Annotated in this window: 9 protein-coding genes; 5 read left to right on the top strand and 4 right to left on the bottom strand. The window is 62.8% G+C overall.

Translation table 11 applies throughout. The features are described 5' to 3' along the window. Window positions 1-8: 8 nt before the first annotated feature. Entirely contained in the window at window positions 9-1,166 is a 1,158-nt protein-coding gene (locus ACQY4G_RS02525; RefSeq protein ID WP_425061711.1) for an acyl-CoA dehydrogenase family protein, read from the bottom strand. Between the two features lie 110 nt (window positions 1,167-1,276). On the opposite strand from ACQY4G_RS02525, the gene ACQY4G_RS02520 reads away from it, so the two are divergent. After that, window positions 1,277-2,698, top strand: coding sequence for an aldehyde dehydrogenase family protein (locus ACQY4G_RS02520; RefSeq protein ID WP_421992858.1), 1,422 nt, complete (start codon window positions 1,277-1,279; stop codon window positions 2,696-2,698). 9 nt (window positions 2,699-2,707) lie between these two features. Here the strand turns inward: ACQY4G_RS02520 and ACQY4G_RS02515 are convergent, their stop codons facing one another. After that, window positions 2,708-6,274, bottom strand: coding sequence for a hydantoinase B/oxoprolinase family protein (locus ACQY4G_RS02515; RefSeq protein WP_421993540.1), 3,567 nt, complete (start codon window positions 6,272-6,274; stop codon window positions 2,708-2,710). Between the two features lie 252 nt (window positions 6,275-6,526). Here ACQY4G_RS02515 and ACQY4G_RS02510 point away from each other — a divergent pair, with 252 nt between their 5' ends. The 4 genes from ACQY4G_RS02510 to ACQY4G_RS02495 all read left to right on the top strand — a co-directional run bounded on the left by ACQY4G_RS02510 (window position 6,527) and on the right by ACQY4G_RS02495 (window position 15,914). Next, window positions 6,527-7,702: a serine hydrolase domain-containing protein gene (locus ACQY4G_RS02510; protein WP_421992856.1), complete on the top strand. Its 1,176-nt coding sequence runs from the start codon at window positions 6,527-6,529 to the stop codon at window positions 7,700-7,702. Then, on the top strand, window positions 7,699-9,135 hold the full coding sequence (locus ACQY4G_RS02505; RefSeq protein WP_421992854.1) for a metallophosphoesterase: 1,437 nt from the start codon (window positions 7,699-7,701) through the stop codon (window positions 9,133-9,135). The genes ACQY4G_RS02510 and ACQY4G_RS02505 overlap by 4 nt, the downstream gene beginning before the upstream one ends. Continuing rightward, window positions 9,132-12,953 (top strand): GMC family oxidoreductase N-terminal domain-containing protein, encoded by a 3,822-nt coding sequence (locus ACQY4G_RS02500; RefSeq protein ID WP_421992852.1) that lies wholly within the window; start codon window positions 9,132-9,134, stop codon window positions 12,951-12,953. Before ACQY4G_RS02505 ends, ACQY4G_RS02500 begins: the two co-directional genes overlap by 4 nt. 291 nt (window positions 12,954-13,244) lie before the next feature. After that, window positions 13,245-15,914, top strand: a complete 2,670-nt coding sequence (locus ACQY4G_RS02495; protein ID WP_421992850.1) for a PAS domain S-box protein — start codon at window positions 13,245-13,247, stop codon at window positions 15,912-15,914. A gap of 14 nt (window positions 15,915-15,928) precedes the next feature. Here ACQY4G_RS02495 and ACQY4G_RS02490 read toward each other — a convergent pair whose 3' ends face one another. Together ACQY4G_RS02490 and ACQY4G_RS02485 are read right to left on the bottom strand one after the other, a co-directional pair. After that, window positions 15,929-17,566, bottom strand: a complete 1,638-nt coding sequence (locus ACQY4G_RS02490; protein WP_421992848.1) for an EAL domain-containing protein — start codon at window positions 17,564-17,566, stop codon at window positions 15,929-15,931. A 383-nt stretch (window positions 17,567-17,949) separates the two neighbouring features. Next, window positions 17,950-18,525, bottom strand: coding sequence for a PilZ domain-containing protein (locus ACQY4G_RS02485; protein WP_421992846.1), 576 nt, complete (start codon window positions 18,523-18,525; stop codon window positions 17,950-17,952). Between the last annotated feature and the right edge of the window lie 144 nt (window positions 18,526-18,669).

The following is an 18,669-nucleotide window of genomic DNA, read 5'->3' as shown; positions in this document are numbered from 1 at the left end:
AAGGTGCGTCATCGAAGCCCCAGCCCCCTTGCGATGATGCCCTTGATGATCTCGCGCGTTCCCCCGCGCAGCGAAAAACTGGGGCTGACCTGGAGCAGGTAGAAGCAGACCGCGTGCAGAACCTCGGCTTCGGCGTCGCCGAAATCGACCGCTGCCTGCACCAGCTGCGGGATCGCCTGCTCGTAGGAATTGCCGAGGTCCTTGACGATGGTCGCCTCCAGCGCCGGATCCTCTCCGCGCGCCAGCTTGGCCGCGACCGAGGCGCTCATCAGTCGCAGCGTCCACGCCTCCGCCGCCAGACGCCCGACCAATTGCGCCAGTGCCGGATCGTCCTTCGCCCCGGCGTGGCGTACAAGTTCGAGGAACAGCACCATGGAGGACAGGTATCGTTCCGGCCCCGAGCGTTCGAGCGAGAGTTCGGCGGTGGCCTGCTTCCACCCTTCGCCCTCCACGCCGAGCAGAGCGGAGGCGGGCAGGCGCACGTTCTCGAAGAACACCTCGTTGAATTCATGCGCGCCGGTAAGGTCGACGATCGGCCGCACGCTGACGCCGGGCGCATCCATAGGGATGACGAATTGCGAGAGGCCGGCCTGCCGCTCGCTCCCCGCCTCGCTGCGGACCAGCGCGATCATGAAATGGCTGACATGCGCGCCGGTGGTCCAGACCTTCTGACCCTCGATGACCCACTCGTTGCCGTCGCGCCGGGCCGATGTCCTTACCGAGGCGAGGTCCGATCCCGATCCCGGTTCGCTGAGTCCGATGCAGGCGTAGGCCTCGCCGCGCGCGATCGCGGGCACCCAGCGGCGCTTCAATTCCTCGTTGCCGAGCCGCAGCAACAGAGGCGCGCTCTGCCGGTCGGCGATCCAGTGCGCGCCGACCGGGGCACCCGCCGCCAGCAGCTCCTCGATCACCACATACCGTTCGAGCTGGCTGCGTTCGTGCCCGCCGTACTCTGTGGGCCAGGTCATGCCAAGCAGTCCCGCTTCGCCCAGTTTACGGCTGAAAGCGGGGTCGGCCTTGGTCCAGCTGTTGGCGCGGCGGACGGGATCGCTCTCCCCGTGCTCCGCTACCAGCGTACGCACCTGCTCGCGCAGGGCGGGCGCAGTATCGGGCCAGTCGACCGTTTCGGTGACGAAGGTCTGCAAGGGTTCTCCTCTCTCGCGCACTGCTCTCGCCAATCTCACGCCGTGGCGCAAGACCCGTTGCATCGAGCAACGAATCCCGACAGTGTATGAGGCAAGAGACGAATCCCCAGATTTGCGCGAGGAGAGAGCAGATGACCGACTACAAGAACCTGATCGACGGCGAGATGGTCGATAATGGCGAATGGCTCGAGGTCCTGAACCCGGCCAACGAGCAGGTCGTCGGCCGCGTGCCCGCTTGCGGCAAGGACGAGCTCGACCGCGCAGTCGCCGCCGCCCGCCGGGCCTTCAAGGTGTGGAAGAAGACGAGCGCAGAGGAACGCCAGAAGGTCGTCCAGGGCATCGCCGCGGCGATCAAGGACAATGCCGACGAGCTCTATCGCCTGCTGACCACCGAACAGGGCAAGCCGCATGCGCAGGCGCAGCAGGAAATTTACGGGGCCGCGGGCCTCGCCGCCGCGCAATCGACGCTGACGCTCGACGACGTGATCAACCAGGATGACGACACGCGCCTTTCGCGCACCCGCCGCGTCCCGGTTGGCGTGGTCGGCGGCATCGTGCCGTGGAACTTCCCGATCATGATGGCGATCCAAAAGATCGTCCCCGCGCTGGTCGCCGGCTGCACCATCGTGCTCAAACCTTCGCCCTTCACGCCGCTGACCACGTTGCGCATTGCCGAGCTGATCAAGGACGTGGTGCCCGCGGGCACCGTCAACATCATCACCGGCGAAGACAGCCTCGGCCCGATGATCACCGAGCATCCTGATATCGACAAGATTACCTTCACCGGCTCGACCGCTACGGGCAAGAAGATCATGGAAGGCGCCAGCGGGGACCTCAAGCGCATCACGCTGGAACTCGGCGGCAACGATGCCTCGATCGTGCTGCCCGATGCCGATGTCGAGAAGGTTGCCGAACAGCTGTTCTGGTCGAGCTTTTCCAACGCCGGCCAGGTCTGCATCGCGGCCAAGCGCGTCTACATCCACAAGGACATCTACGAAGACCTGTCCAAGGCGATCGCCGAATATGCCAAGACCGTGGTCGTGGGCGATGGATCGCAGCAGGGCACGGGAGTCGGCCCGATCCAGAACAAGAAGCAGTACGAGCGCGTGCTCGAGCTGATCCAGGACGCCAAGGACAATGGCTACAAGTTCCTAACCGGCGGGGACAAGGACCCCTCTGGCACGGGCTATTACGTGCCGATCACGATCCTCGACAATCCGCCCGAGGACGCGCGGATCGTGGCCGAGGAACAGTTCGGGCCGGTCATGCCGCTGCTCAAGTTTGACAGCGTTGATGAAGTCATAGAACGGGCGAACAATTCGGAATATGGCCTCGCGGGCGCGGTCTGGACCAAAGACACCGACAAGGGCGTCGAGATTGCCGAACAGCTCGAGACCGGCACGGTGTGGATCAATGAATTCATGCACCTGTCGCCCTTCGCGCCCTTCGGCGGGCACAAGCAATCGGGCTTCGGCGCCGAATACGGCGTCGATGGGTTGAAGGAATTCACCTATCCGCAGGTCATCACGGTCAAGCGCGACGCGGCCGTCTGATAGGGTCTCCTAGTCCGGGAGGAGCGGGCCGAAGCCCCCTCCGCCCGGGGTCAGGATCACGAAGGCATCGCCAGGCTGCATCTCGGTCGAGCCGGTAGCGCCAATTTCCGCGCGCGTGCCATCTGCGCGTTCGACCCAGTTGCGACCAGGGGAGGCGTCCTCGCCTCCGCAGATACCGCGCGGTGCCACTTTGCGTCGGTTGGCGAGCATGTTGGCGCGCATCGCTTCGAGGAAGGTGATCCGCCGCTCCACGCCATCGCCGCCCGTGAAGGTGCCATCGCCGCCAGAGCCGTGGCGAATGGCGAAGCGGTCGAGCCTGACCGGCAGCCGCGTTTCGAGGATTTCCGGATCGGTCAGCCGCGAATTGGTCATGTGCGTTTGCACCGCGCTCGTACCGGGATGGTCGATCCCTGCGCCCGAGCCGCCGCAGATCGTTTCGTAATACTGGTGCGCCGCGTTGCCGAAGGTGAAATTGTTCATCGTCCCTTGCGCAGGCGCGAGGCGGCCGGTCGCTGCGAACAGTGCGTCGGTCACCACCTGGCTGGTCTCAACATTGCCCGCGACCACCGCCGCGCCCGGATTGGGATTGAGCATCGATCCGTCGGGCACGACGAGCTCGACCGGCCGCAGGCAGCCGTCGTTCATCGGGATCGCATCGTCGATCAGCGTGCGCACCACATAGAGCGCGGCGGCGCGGGTGATCGATTTGGGCGCGTTGAAATTGCCGGGAAGCTGGTCGCTGGTGCCGGTAAAGTCGAACACGGCGGAGCGCGCCTCGCCGTCGATGCGGATCGCGACCTTCACGACCGCGCCATTGTCCATCGGGTAGGCGAAGCTGCCGTCGTCCAGCTTGCCGAGCAGCCGACGTACGCTTTCCTCCGCATTGGCGAGGACGTGGTCCATGTATGCGCTGACGATCGCGGCCCCCTGGTCGCGCGCGGCGGCGTCGAGCAGTTCCTGCCCCCGCGTGCAGGCGGCAAGCTGGGCGCGCAGGTCGGAGATGTTGCGGTCGGGATTGCGCGCCGGGTAGGTGGCCGAGGCGAGAGTTTCGCGCATTTCGGCCTCGCGGAAGTGCCCCTCGTCCACCAGCAGCACATTATCGATGAGGACGCCTTCCTCCTCGATTGTGCGGCTTTCGGGCGGCATCGACCCGGGGGCGATCCCGCCAATGTCGGAATGGTGCCCGCGCGCGGCGACGAAGGCGTCGGGCTCGCTAGCATTGTCGCCGAAGAACACAGGCACGATGACCGTGATGTCGGGCAAATGCGTCCCGCCGCGGAAGGGATCGTTGAGGACATAGGCGTCGCCCCGCCGGAACCCGCGCCCGTCGCGCTGGTCGCCCCGCGCCTCGATCACTCGCGCGATGCTGTCGCCCATGCTGCCGAGGTGCACCGGGATATGCGGCGCATTGGCGATCAACGCGCCGCTCGCATCGAACAGCGCGCAGGAAAAATCGAGCCGCTCCTTGATGTTGACCGAGGTCGCGGTCGACTGGAGGACGACGCCCATCTCCTCGGCGATGGCCATGAAGAGATTGTTGAAGATCTCTAGCCTGACGGGATCTACTTCCGTCCCCGCCGCTCGTTCGCGGGTAAGCGGAACCGCTCGCGTGAGGACGAGGCTGCCGTCCTCGGCGAGCCGTCCCTGCCAGCCCTCCTCGACCACGGTGGTAGAGGACGGGTCGATGATCAGCAGCGGTCCGTCGCGGGTTACGCCTGCGGTCATCGCCGCGCGTTCGAGCGTGGGCCAGTCCCCCGATGCGGTGCCGCTGGCGGCGATGGGTTCGGCCTCGAGCGCCCCTAGCCCGCCCGAAGTGCCACTCGCCTCGACGCCCAGCGCCTCGAAGATGATCGGCGCCTCGGCGTCGGAATAGCCGTAACGCTGGCGGTGGAGTGTACGAAACTGTCGGTCCATCTCGGCCATGTCAGTGCAATGGATGGCAAGCAGGCTGTCGCTGCCCTCGAACCTTAGCCGGGCGCGGGCTTCGAGCGTGATCGCGTGTTGATCGATGCCCTGTTCGACCAATGCTTCCCGCGCTTCGCTTTCGAGCGCGCCAAGCTCTTCCGAGAACCCGGCTTCGAGGCCCCGCACGACGCTCACCTCGCGGATCGCCTTCACCGGGGCGAGGCCGATCCCGTAGGCCGAGAGGATGCCCGCGAGCGGGTGGACGAGCACGGTCTCCATCCCCAGCGCATCGGCAACGCGGCAGGCATGCTGGCCGCCCGCTCCGCCGAAGCAGGCAAGCGCGTAGCCGGTCACATCGTGCCCGCGCGCAACGCTGATCTTGCGGATGGCATTAGCCATGGAATCGACCGCGATTGCGAGGAAGCCCTCGGCGATTTCTTCGAGCGATTTGGACGCGTTCAGCGCTGCCGCGACCTCTTCCAGCCGCTTTCGTGAGGCGCCCGGGTCGAGCGGCTGGTCGCCGCTTGCCCCGAAGACGCTCGGGAAGAAGGCCGGGTCGATGCGGCCGAGGAACAGGTTGCAGTCGGTCACCGTCAGCGGGCCGCCCTTGCGGTAGCAGGCAGGCCCCGGATCGGCGCCCGCGCTTTCCGGCCCGACGCGGAAGCGTCCACCGTCATATTGGCAGATCGATCCGCCACCCGCCGCCACCGTGTGAATTTGCATCATCGGCGCCGCAACGCGCACGCCCGCCACCACGCTATCACCAGTCAGTTCGTATTCGCCCGCATAATGCGCGACGTCGGTGCTGGTCCCGCCCATATCAAAGCCGATCAGCTTGCGATGGCCCAGTGGCTCGCTCGCCGCGACCATCCCGACCACGCCGCCCGCCGGTCCGGACAGGATCGCATCTTTCCCTCGAAACGCGCCGACCTCGGCCAGCCCGCCGTTCGACTGCATGAAGCGCAGCGTGCCGACCTCGGGAAGACCCGCCTGCAGCCCGTCGGTGTAGCGCCGCAGCACGGGCGAGAGATAGGCATCGACCACGGTTGTATCGCCTCTTGGAACGAGGCGGATCAGCGGGGAGACTTCGTGGCTCACGCTGACCTGCGCAAAGCCAAGCTCGCGGGCGATCGCGGCGAGCCGTTCTTCGTGCTCGCGGTATTTCCAGCCATGCATGAGCACGATGGCGAGTGCGTCGAAGCCTTCGTCGCGCAGAGTGGAAAATGCCACGCGTGCCGCATCCTCGTCGAGCCGGAGCAGGACCTTTCCGTCGGCGGAGACCCGCTCTTCGATCTCGATAATCCGCGAAGGAAGCTGCTCGGGCAGGACAATGTGGCGAGCGAAGATTTCCGGCCGCGCCTGATTTCCGATCCGCAGGGCATCGCCGAAACCACGGGTGATGGCGAGTGCCACGCGTTCGCCCTTGCGCTCTAGCAGCGCATTGGTGGCCACCGTGGTGCCGATACGCATTTCGGCGATCGGTCCTTCGCCATGGCAATTCATCAGGCGCCGAACGGCCTCGCTTGCGGCGTCCCGGTAATGGCCTGGATTTTCGGACAGCAGCTTGTCGGTCACGAGGCGACCCTCGGGTGTCACCGCGACGACGTCGGTGAATGTTCCGCCCCGATCGACGGCAAAGCGCCAAGCGCCCGTTCCAGCCCCATTATCCATGTCGACGCGCTTCGCACGCGCGGCGGGCAAGATCAAACCGATCATGAGGCTGGAGCGGCAATGCGCCCATCCGTTCTTGCTCCGACCAATTGCCAAATCGGCTGTTAACCATTTTTCGCTAGCCCCTTGGAGCGCGGCGGGAGGGGGTCTCGTCGCTGAACGGAATTGGGGTCGCTTATGCACCAACCTAACCGTCGGCCGTTCGAACAAGCTTCGAACCTGGCCAGTATTTGCGATTGGACGCGTGGCCACGTGGCGCCCGGTTTCGAGCCCGTGGCCCATGCCTTTGCCGCCGCCATCGAGGCTCAGACCGCACTCGGGGCAGCCTGCTCCATCATCTATCGCGGTGACTGCGTGGTGGACCTGCAGGGGGGCTGGCGCTCGAAGAGCCGGACGCAAGAATGGCAGGGCGACGATATCGCGCTTGTCTATTCGCTCACCAAGGGGCTTACGGGAATGGCCTGCGCCGTCGCCGTGTCGCGCGGCTTGTTCGCCTACGAAGAGCGGTTGGTCGACATCTGGCCCGAATTCGGCACGCACGGGAAAGATGCGGTGACCGTCGGCGAGGCATTGTCCGAACAGGCCGGCCTTGCCGCGATCGACTTCAAGCTCACACGCGGCAACATGGGCGATGAGGAGGCGATCTGCGCCGCAATCGCCGCGCAGAAGCCCAATTGGGCGCCCGGCACGCACAGCGGCAATCATGCCTATACGCTGGGCTGGATCGCGAGCGAGCTGATCCACCGGCGCGACCCGCGCGGCCGCCGCCTGCCGCAATACTTCGCCGAGGAAATCGCTCGGCCGCTGGGAGCGGATGTCTATCTGAGTCTGCCGGAGGATTTCGATCGCAGCCGGATCGCCCGGATCAAAGGGTTCGGCATGGCGGATCTCTTCATTCACCACACCACCATGCCCTGGCCGCTGACGATCAAGATGTGCCTGCCGGGGACGTTGGCCTTCCGCACGCTCAACAACCCGCTGATCCTCGAAGGGCCGGGCGCGCTCGACTGCGAGGACTTCTGGCGTGTGGGTCAGGGTGCGGCAGGCGGGATGGCTTCCGCGCGGGGCTTGGCGACCCTGTACCAGGCCTTTGCCGAGGGTGGCGAAAAGCTCGGGATTTTGCCGCAGGTGATGGACGCCCTGCGGCAGGGCCATGCCTATCCATCCAAGGGCCTGAAAGACCAGGTCCTGACCGCCGACATGTATTATTCGCACGGTTTCGAAAAGCCTTTCGCCGAGTGGGAATACGCCCGCACCCGCAGCGCTTTCGGCAGCTTCGCGGTGGGCGGCTCGCTTGCCTTCGCCGACCCTGAAGACGGCGTCGCCTACGCCTGGATCACCAACCAACTCGGCACCGGGAAATGGGACGATCCGCGCGAAAAGATCGTGCGCGACGCCTTCTACGCGTGTCTGGAGACAAGTGCATGAGTATTGCCCAGATCGTCCTCTCGGACCTGCACCTCGGCGCGCGCGACAGCCTGCTTACGCATGTGAACGCCAGCGGCGAGATTGCCGAAGGTCCTTCGGAAGTGCTGTCTGCCTTTGCCAATGGCCTGCGCGAAACCCTTGGCGATGGCGAGAAGCCGCAGCTGGTCCTGCTCGGAGATGCGCTCGACCTCGGCCTTTCGCCCTTCGGCGACGTGTCGCAGAGCTTCCTCCAGCTGGTCGACGCCTTCTTTCCCGAAGACGGGCGCGAGCTGTTCCGTCGCGACATCGTCTATGTCGCGGGCAATCACGATCACCATTTGTGGCGCATGGCGCAGGATCATCAGTTTGTGATGGCTCTGCAATCGGGCCGCATTCCGCGCGATATCGAACAGATCACGCCGATCATGGGACAACCGACCATCGGTTGCCGCCTGATGGAATCGCTTCTCGCGCATCGGCCCCATATGGCAGGCGCGACTGTCCGGATCTCCTATCCCAATTGGGGCCTCGCCGACGCCGCTGCGAGCCGCGCAGTGGTCATGCATCACGGGCACTATCTCGACGGCATGTATCGCGCGCTGTCGACGCTGCGCGGCTTTCTCGAGGATAGCGAGGCGCGTCCCGCGACCATGGAACAGCTCGAGGCCGAAAACGGGCCGTGGATCGACTTTCTCTGGTCCGATCTGGGCAGCGCAGGAGACATGGGCGACGAGGCCGGGTCGCTTTACGCGACGATGCTGAGCGCCGGTGCGAGTCACGATTTCGCCGAGAGCATTGCCCGGCGAGCCACCGGAGGGCTTAATTCGAAGCTGGGCATCAATCCGAAGATGCAGCTCAAATACGGCATCACGCTCGACAATCTGATCCGCGCCGGGGTCGATCTGTCCGCAGGCCGGGCCGCGGAACGTCAGCGCGATGGCTACGGCCATGTGCTCGGCGAGGAGGAGGTCGAAGACATCGGCTGGTATCTCTCGACACCGGTGGCAGTGCAATTGCGCGACGAGCTGGGAGAACTGCCGCGCGAACTGAATTTCGTGTTCGGCCATACGCACAAGCCGTTTCAGGACGAGCTGACCGTCGATGGGTTCGAATTGCCCGTCGGCGTATTCAATACGGGCGGGTGGGTGCTCGACGAGCCCACGCTGATGCCGGTGCAGGGCTGCGCCGCCATGCTTGTATCCGACGATCTGGAAGTCGCATCCCTGCGGCTTTTCAACGACCCGACGGACGGCACGATGGCGCCCGTGCGGGTCGAGGGCAGCGGGCGCGTCTCGCGCCTGGCCGAGGAGGCCGGCGCCGCGGTCGACAAGGCGGCGAGCCACTGGAGCGATTTCTCGCGCACGGTTCATGCGCGCATCGTCGAGGAAGCGGATAAACGCGTGCGCCGCATGCTCGACCGATCCAACGAAGGCCATCGGGAGGCGGCGGAATGACCATGCAAAAGCGCATTGCGAAGGGGCTCGACAAGGCCAAATCCCACTACACCGTTCTCGTCATCGGGTCGGGCTATGGCGCGGGCGTCGCCGCTTCGCGGCTGGCGCGCGCCGGGCAGGATGTCGCGGTTCTCGAGCGCGGCAAGGAGCTGTTGCCGGGCGAATATCCGGACAAGATCTCCGAAGCGCAGGGCGCAATGCAGATCAACGCCAAGGGCGGCCGCATCGGCGAACCCGACGCGCTGTTCGAAGTGCATGTCAACGATGATCAATATGCGCTCGTCGGCTGCGGGCTCGGCGGCACGTCGCTGATCAATGCCAATGTCTCGCTGGAACTCGACAAGCGCCTTCTCGATCAGGCGCACTGGCCTGCCGCCTTCCGGGACAACCCGCAGGAAATCGACGCTTATTACGAGCGCGCGCGCGAAATGCTCGCACCCAATCCCTATCCCGACGGCCACCCCAAGCTGGGCAAGCTGGAGGCGCTGGAGCACTCGGCCAAGGCGATGGGACAGCGCTTCTACAAGACGCCGATCAACGTCACATTCGAAGACAAGACGAACCGGTTCGGCGTTCCGCAGCCCGCCTGTACCAATTGCGGCGACTGCGTCTCGGGTTGCAACGTGGGCGCCAAGAACACCACGCTGATGAACTACCTGCCCGATGCGGCGAACCACGGAGCGGAGATTTTCACCCAGGCCAAAGTGCTGTGGGTCGAACGCGATGGCGACAAATGGCGTGTCCATCTCGAACCCAATGGCAAGCACGCTCCGAAGGGGCCTGCCAGCATCACCGCCGACCACGTCATCCTGGGTGCGGGCGCGATCGGGTCCACCGAAATCCTGCTGCGCTCGCGCGAAAGGGGGCTCGATCTGTCCGACCGGTTGGGCGCGAACTTCTCCGGCAACGGCGACGCCCTCGGTTTTGCCTATGACAGCTATCTGAAGGCGGAAAAGCAGGGCGATGAACTCACCGCCAAACCGCTCTACGCCATTGGGGTCGGCGCGTCGGATGTCGCGCAGGAGGCCTATCCCGGCCCCTGCATTACCGGCGTGATCGACATGCGTTCGAGCGACGATCCGACCGAGGGACTGGTGATCGAGGAAGGCGTCGCCCCCGGCATCATCGCCAGCGCCCTCGCGCCGGCCTTTTTCTTCGGCGAGGCGCTCGCCGATGGTTTCACGCGCTTCGGCATGGATCAGGTCAAGCCGCGCCTGATGGATGCCAAGGCGATCGGCGAAGCCGTGCAGACCGACCCCGGGAGCATCGCCGAATGGGCCTACAAGGGACCGATGGCGCGAACGCAGACCTACCTCGTGATGAGCGTCGATGATTCCGGCGGACGATTGGCGCTCGACGGTGACCGGATCGCAATTCACTGGAAGAGCGCGGGCGAACAGCGCACTTTCCGCCGCGACGATGACCGCATGCGCGAGGCTGCGCAAGCGATCGATGCGCAGTATTTCTCCGACCCGCTGTGGGCCGATCCCTTCGGCAAGAAGCTCATCACCGTGCACCCGATCGGTGGCTGCGGCATGGGCGACGATGCCGCGAGCGGTGTGGTAGACGACAGTTGCCGCGTGTTCGCAGGGGCAGTCGGCAACGATGTGCACGAGGGGCTCTACGTCTGCGACGGTGCGGCGCTGCCGGGCGCTGTGGGCGTCAATCCGCTGCTGACCATCACTGCCGTCGCCGAACGCGCGGTTAAAAAGCTGGCAGCGAGGCAGGGCTGGAGCATCGACTATACTCTGGGCGCGGAAGGTCCGCTGCCCGAACCGGTCGCCGAGGAAAAACCCGACGCTGAGCCTGCACAGGTCCTCGCGCAGCGGGGCGATGCGCTCAAACTGGGTGTCGCCAAATGGGTTGCGGGCCATGCCCTCGCACCCGTCGCGAACGGGATAGAGGAGGTTGCGGACCATTTCGAGAACGGAGCGATCGACAAGGCCAAGGCGGCCATACGCAAGCTGATCCGCGATCATCCCGAAGCGATCAGCCCGGGGCTGTCCTTCACCGAAACCATGGCCGGACATATCAGTGCGACCGGTTGCCATCACCGCCCGTGCGACCATGCCGAGCGTATTCGCGACGACTATGCCAATGGCGAGGCCTGGGGGCGCGTCGAGGATAGTGCCTGCAGCTTCCTGCTGATGGTGACGACCGACAACCTTCATCGCATGATCGAGGACAAGCAGCATCGTTCGCGCATCACCGGCGAGGTGACCCTGAGCGCCGTATCACCCGATCCGCTGCCGGTGCGCGAGGGCATCTTCCGCCTGCTGGTGGCCGATCCGGAGGCTGCGGAAAGCTGGAAGATGCTCTACGACATGGTCCTCGACGGGCCCGACGGGCCAATCCACTTCCATGGGTTCAAGACGCTCGAGCAGCGCGGCAAATCCGATCCCTGGACCGACCTCACCACGCTTTTCGTCACCCTGCGCCACGGCGAGGACGAAAACGGGACGCTGATCGGTCGCGGCGTGCTCAAGCTGGGCATCGACGAATTCATGCGCCAGCTGACGACTATCGAAGTCCACGACAGCAATACGTTGATCGGCCACATCGTGAACCTGATTCCGCAGGCGAGGAAAGCGATCGAGACCTATTTCGTCGCCAAATATGCCGGCTTCTTCGCGATGACGGTGTTCCGTGCCTATGGCGGAATGCTGGCGACGCTCAACGATTTCCCGGCCAAGGATGCCGATGAGCTCATCCCGCGCGAGATGCGTCTTCCGCCTGCGGAGCGGCATATCGTCCCGACCGCGGATGGCGCGAAGATCGGTCTCACCCGCTATCGCGGCGGACCGCGCGGGCCGCTGGTTCTCGCGCCCGGTTTTTCGGTTCGCGCGGCGAGCTTCGCTACCCCGACAGTGGAGGAAAACCTCGCCGAAAGCCTGGTCGCGCAAGGTTACGACGTGTGGCTGTTCGACTATCGCGCCAGCGCGGATTCGGGCAATGATACCCAGCATCCGCCGGCCTTCACCATCGACGATATTGCGCGCTACGACTGGCCCGCGGCCATCGCCAAAACCCGCGCCGTCTCGGGTGCCGAGAGCGTGCAGGCGATCGCGCATTGCGTCGGTTCGATGAGTCTGCTGATGGGTATCGGTGCGGGCTGGGTGTCGGGCGTGCGCTCGATGATATCCTCGCAGCTGACACTGCATCCGGTGACCGACTGGCTCAACTACATGAAGGCCGATCTTGGCGTCGCAGGTGTGCTCGGGCAAATATCGCTGCTCGACGGCCACCTCGATTTCGCCAGCCAGGGGACCGAGGCGGACTACGAGATCGATGCGATCGCGTATCAGATTCCCGTCCCCGAAGGGCAGGCCTGCAAGAACCCGACCTGCCGCCGCGTGTTCGGCGTGTTCGGACCAAGCTGGGACCACGCCCAGCTCGGCCACGAAACGCATGTCGCACTCGGCAGCATGTTCAGCCGCGTGCCTCTCAAACCGTTCGAGCAATTGCAGGAGATCATGCGCCGCGGGCTTGCCGTCGACACTGGCGGTCGGCCGATCTACACCTCGGACGAAGCCGCGAAACGTCTGGCCCTGCCGATCAGCTTCCTGTCGGGGGCGACCAATCGGATATTCTACCCGGAAAGCGGTCAGCGCACCCGCGTTTGGCTGCAGGACCGGAACGGCCGCGAACTTTACCGGCAGCACATCATTCCGGGCTACGGACACATGGACCTGTTCATAGGTCGCAATGCCCATCGCGACATATCTCCACTGATTCTGGAACAATTGGCATGGCTCGACGGCGCGGCGCTATCTGGCTCCGGCAAAGAATCGTCAGTCATTCGCCATGGAAGGATTTAGCAGGCCGGTGGCTATGGACGAGCGCGATGCGAATTTCCCGACACTCCATTGCGCGACAGGCCAAGTCACTCGGACGTCAGCAAGCGGCTTAGATGGGTATGAAGTGAATTGTGCCAGAGCTTCATGCCGGCCTTTGCCGGTAAAGCGGGAAAGAACCGCTCTCATGCAAACTCAGGGTGACAGGGAGCGGCTCGATGTGTGTGCTCTGCCATTAGATCACCAGATCCTTATTGCAGTAAGTAGTGTTTCGCATACTTATTGTGTCAGAGTTGTCGGTTTCTTGGGGGAATTATGGAAGCCCACTTAGATCAGCACGTCATCGATTCCATCGGGCATGGGGTGATATTTGCTGATACGACGGAGACGATCACATACGCCAACAGATATTTCCGTGAAATCACAGGATATTCGAACTCCGAGATAGTCGGAAGGAATTGCCGTTTCCTTCAGGGAGAGGACACCTGCCCCGAGGCCAAGAAGCGCATCAAGGAAGCCATTGAGAACGGCCAACAGTTCGATGGCCAGATACTCAATTACCGAAAGAACGGCGAAGCCTTCTGGAACGACTTGTCGATTACCCCGCAGTTCGATGCCGATCGCGAGTTGACCGGCTACGTGGGAATAATGCGCGACGTTACCGAACGCCAGATGCACCGACAGCGCATAGAAAAACTAGAACAACACTTGCGACTGATTTTCGAGAAGATTCCCGCGGGAATGGTGGTCCACCGGGCGGACGGCACGATCGAAAGCGTCAATCCGGAAGGTCGCAGATTGCTCGACCTTCCGTCCTCTGGCGACATCGACGGGCTGAGGTTCGAGGATCTGAACCTCTTCGCAGAGGACGGGTCACGTCTCGGCGTTGACGATTGCCTCGCCAGCATGGTGGCAGCGACGGGTCAGGAGATGCGCGATCTGATCGCAAGCATCGTCCATAAGGCTTCAGATCAAAAGATCTGGCTGAAGTGCAGCGTGTTTCCGACACATGAAGAATCTGGCGAGCTATCGGCCGTTGTGCTGAGCTTTAGCGATATCACGCATGAGTACGAATCCGAGCGCGAGCGCCAACGCTTCGAACTCGCAGCGCAGGTGACCAAGAGCATCGTTTTCGACTGGGATCTTTGTACCGGGGAATATTGGGCCAACCGCAACTTCAAAACCATTTTCGGGTTCGAGCCTCCAAAGGAAAGAAATCCGTCGGATCCGCCGCATTACGTGTTCGAGGAGGATAGGAATGACTATCAGCTAGCATTGTCTCGCGCGTTGGAGCAGCAACGGTCTAGATTGGACCGGGAATTTCGTTTCGTGAAGCCGGACGGATCCTTGGGCGTCGTGCGCTCCGAATTGATGGTGCATTATGACGACGATGGGCAAGCAGTCCGGATTATCGGATTGAAACGAGACCTGACCGAACTGCGACGGCAAGAGGAAAGGCTGGCCGAGTCCGAAGAGCGCATGCGCATCGTGGCCGAGTTGTCCAGCGACCTGCTGTGGGAACTCGATCCAGAAACAGATGTCGTCTGGAGGGCAAGGGACGGGGTGGAACGGCTCGGGCTCGATCCGGCGCTGGCGCCGTGTTCGGGGGGCGCATGGTACGATCTCATTCTTCCCGAAGACCGCGAGCGCGTGGTGGCGAGCTTTCGCCAAGCGATCGAGAATGGCGCGGGCCGCTGGAGAGAGGAATACCGGATCGAAAGGGCGGATAGATCGGCCCTGCAGGTTGCGGACACCGCTGCCATCATCCGCGAGGAAGGCGGCAAGCCAACGAAAGTGGTCGGAGCCGTTCGCGACATCACCGAAAGCCGCCGCCTGGACGAGTTCCTCCGCGAGAAACAATCGCTTGAGTCGCTGGGCAAGCTGACAGGGGGGGTCGCGCACGATTTCAACAACATGCTCATGATAATCATGGGCAATACCGAGATCCTGATGGATAGTGTGGAAGATCCAGAAACCCGTGAGCTTCTCGATCTCATTCAATCGGCCGCTCGCAGCGGGGCCGAGTTAACCAGCCATCTCCTGGCCTTCGCCCGTCAACAGCCCCTGGCACCGCAGCATGTGGACATCGCCGATCAGATGGATCAGGTCGCCAAGTTGATACGATACGGCCTGCCGGAGGACATCAGCCTCAAGATCGATCTGACCGAAGACAATCTCTATGTCGAAGCCGACCCCCATCAGCTCGACAATGCCCTCGTCAATCTGGCCGTAAATGCGCGCGATGCAATGCCCGATGGTGGAAGGTTGACCGTTGAAGTGTCCTCCCATCGCGTCGACGTGGGCCCGCTCCATGCCGTTCTTGCACCGGGCGAATATGTCCGGATCACGATGAGCGATACGGGGCCGGGCATGACCCCCGAAATCGCCTCACGCGTCTTCGAACCCTTCTTCACCACCAAGGAAAGGGGCGAGGGAACGGGTCTCGGACTGAGCATGGTCTATGGATTCGCCAAACAATCGGGGGGGCATGCGTTCATCGAAAGCTCACCCGGCGAAGGGACCTCGGCAAGTATCTTTCTGCCGCGGATATCCAAGGCCCGGTTCGATGCGGAAAGCGACCAGGACGACACCTCATTCCCGCTATCAGAGGGGAAAATCCTGGTCGTCGAAGACGAAGAACAGGTCCGCCATTACGTGGAGCGAATCTTCGAGAGCGAGGGGCTAACTGTTCTCAGCGCATCCAACGCCATCGAGGCTCTTGAATTGCTGGAAGATCACCACGACGTCGACTTGCTCGTCACCGATATCGTCATGCCCGGCGGAATGAACGGGCTGCAACTGGCGGAAACGGCACGTCGGCGGCTACCGGGGCTCAAGGTGTTGCTGACTTCGGGGAATGCCAGCATGGGCACGCTTCGGGAAGGCTTCGATCGACGAGAGGATACTCTCTTGCCCAAGCCTTATACGCGCGAGGCGCTTGCCCGGGCGGTTTCCCGCGTAATGAGCAGGCCAGAGGCCCGCTGAGCACTCGAGCACAGCTACTGCGCCAGGCTGGCTTTCTCGAATAGCAACGCAAACTCGACCGCGTTCCGCACGCCGAGTTTCTTGAAAATACTCGCTCTATGTGTCTCGACGGTGCGCGGGCTGATGTCCAGAATGCGCGCAATCTCCTTATTGCTATGACCATCGGCGATCTGGGCCGCGATATCCCTCTCTCGCGAAGTCAGCGAGGCAATCTGCGATTTGATATGTTCGACTTCGTCGATCCTGCGACGAAGCTCGGCGGATCGAGCGATATGTTCACCGATCTTGCGAGCGAACCGCTTGATCGAGACCGGTTTCTCGACGAAATCGACGGCCCCGGCATTCATGGCGTCGACCGCAAGGCAGATTTCGCCGTGAGACGTCAACATCACGACGGGAATTGCTTGCGCCGCGGGAGGAATCCTGTCGAGAACGCTCAGGCCATCCATCTCGGGCATGCGCATATCGAGGATGACGCAATCCGGCAGCTCGAACTCCAGACTCTCGAGGAAATCCGCACCGCTGCGGAATGGGCGGCAGGTAAACCCATGGCGTTCGAGACCCCGAACCAGAGTCTGCCTTACTCCCGATTCGTCATCGACGATCGCCACGCGAGGCTTGGATTGTGGCTCCTCGGATGGGTGTTCCGGTTCTGAGAACGATCTTTCCTCCACCTGAGTGTCGCCGTCCTGTAAGGAAGAGGCAATCAATGCGGCCGCTTCGTCGGCAGGCATGGGGCGTCCGGTCCAGTACCCCTGCAATTGGTCGCATCCCGCCTCCTGCAAAATCTGGGCGACGGTTTCCGTTTCCACCCGCTCCGCCGTGCACACGATGTCCGTCCGTTTAGCCAACTTGACGACGGCGCGCACGATTTCGGCCGCCCTTGCCTCGTGCTCCATTCGCGCGACGAAGCTCCCGTCGATCTTGATTTCCGAGAACGGATAATCGGACAGCTGTTTGAGTGAAGAGAAACCGATTCCGAAATCGTCGATAGCTATACCATATCCTGCGACACGCAGTTTGGTGAAGGACTTCAAAACGGCTTCATCTTCGGGCAGGCCCGACCGCTCGGTAACTTCGAAAACGACCTGGGACGCCTCCAGGCCGTGCGCCTGGCGAAGTTGCTCGATCTTTTCGATCATGCCCGCCTGCTGGAAGAACTCCGGTTCGATATTGATCGAGATAATCTGATTGCCAGGCAGTTCCATCGATGCCCAGGCGAAGCCCAGCTCAATCACGGTCGCCGTGAATTCGTTGATTCTTCCGAGACTTTGCAGCCTGGCGATGCAGTGTTCGGTTGGCAGGACGCCTCCTGCCGCATTGCGGAATCGTGCGAGCACCTCGAATCCGGCCAAATCCCGCGATTGCGACCAGACTTTCGGCTGAAAGTAAGGTTCCAGTGTCGCTTCGATCTGGGCGAATTCTTCGCGCGAACAGGTCAATGCTTCGGACGGTTGCGAAATCGGATCGCCGTCCTTGGTAAATGCATCTGCCTTGAGCAGGCGTTCGAAATCGGCGTAGCTGAAGGGCTTCGGGAGGAGGCCGCCAATCCTGGCCCCGCTGTTGCCGAGCAACTTTCCCGCCGCTTCGAGGACCGGCGCATCGGCGCCGCTGGTGAGAAATACGCGACCGTCGAACCGCAGGCTCTGCAATTCCTCGACGATGTCGATACCCCCGATGTCGGGCATATGCAGATCGAGCAGAACGTCGGGAGACGACGCCATATCCTTCAGTTCGGAAAAGAAGGCGCGGGGCTCGGTGAAGCCGTGAGCTTGAAATCCAGCCCTCACTGCGAACCGCTCGAACAGCGCAACCGCCTGAGGATTGTCGTCTAGAATGAGTAATTGACGCACATCACCTTCCGCAAGGGTGACCGCGCCGCTATCACTCTTGCAGCTTTAAGGCAATCGCCGCTTGGCCGGCTAAGCGTGCATAACCTCATGGGAAAAGGGACACCTTGTGCAGGGACAGGTGTTGTCGCTTACCTAGATCGTAGTCCTTTGCGGCGTGGTCCAGTCGAGGCCGCGGGCGATCTTCAGGTACTATTCGTCAGCGATGCGAGCGTGGGAATGGACATCGGCTTGTCGAGGGCGAAGCCCGCCTGATCGCCGTTCGTCCAGCGAACGGTTGCGTTTTCGAAAACTGCTCCGCCAATTTCGAGTGTCGAGAGGCAGCCCGTGGGGACGGGTTCTGGCACGGAGATGCAGAACCCCTTTTGCGCGATGTTCCGGGCGCTTCCGACGATACACCGCCCGCCGAAGTATACGGCTGCGGTTTCTTCGAACGGAATGCGAACCGAACGATACGGGAAAGCGTCGGACGGGGCGATCTCGCAGGGCAATTCATTCTCCAGGCCAAAGCGCGTCCCATCGACCCAGACGACGTTTGCCGTGACAAACGGGCGGCTGCCCCAGCGATATCGAACAGTCTCGCCTTTCGTAATCGGTATCTCGCCGTCGAAGCCGCACCCGTAATCCGAGCAGTCCTTCATCGTCGCAGCGTAGGCCTTCCCCGCGATCTCGATGCAGGCGGGCCTGAAAGTTCGGATGCTGCGCTCGATCCGCCGCCGATCATGCTGCGGATAGCATTGCAATTGCGATTGGTTCTGCATGTGTGAACTCCCCTTACTGCCCAGCACAATGGTCAGCCTGATTACTGTTGGGGGATTAAGCAAAACCCAAATTGGTCGGTGGATTAACTCTATCGGTAGAGAAGGAAAACATTAACCATGGCCCGAGAACTTAAGAGCGGCCGG

It is taken from the genome of Qipengyuania sp. (genome assembly GCF_965277845.1).
GTDB lineage: Bacteria > Pseudomonadota > Alphaproteobacteria > Sphingomonadales > Sphingomonadaceae > Qipengyuania.
Note: the sequence above shows the minus strand (reverse complement) of the source record. Positions and strands in the feature narration are given on the sequence as shown.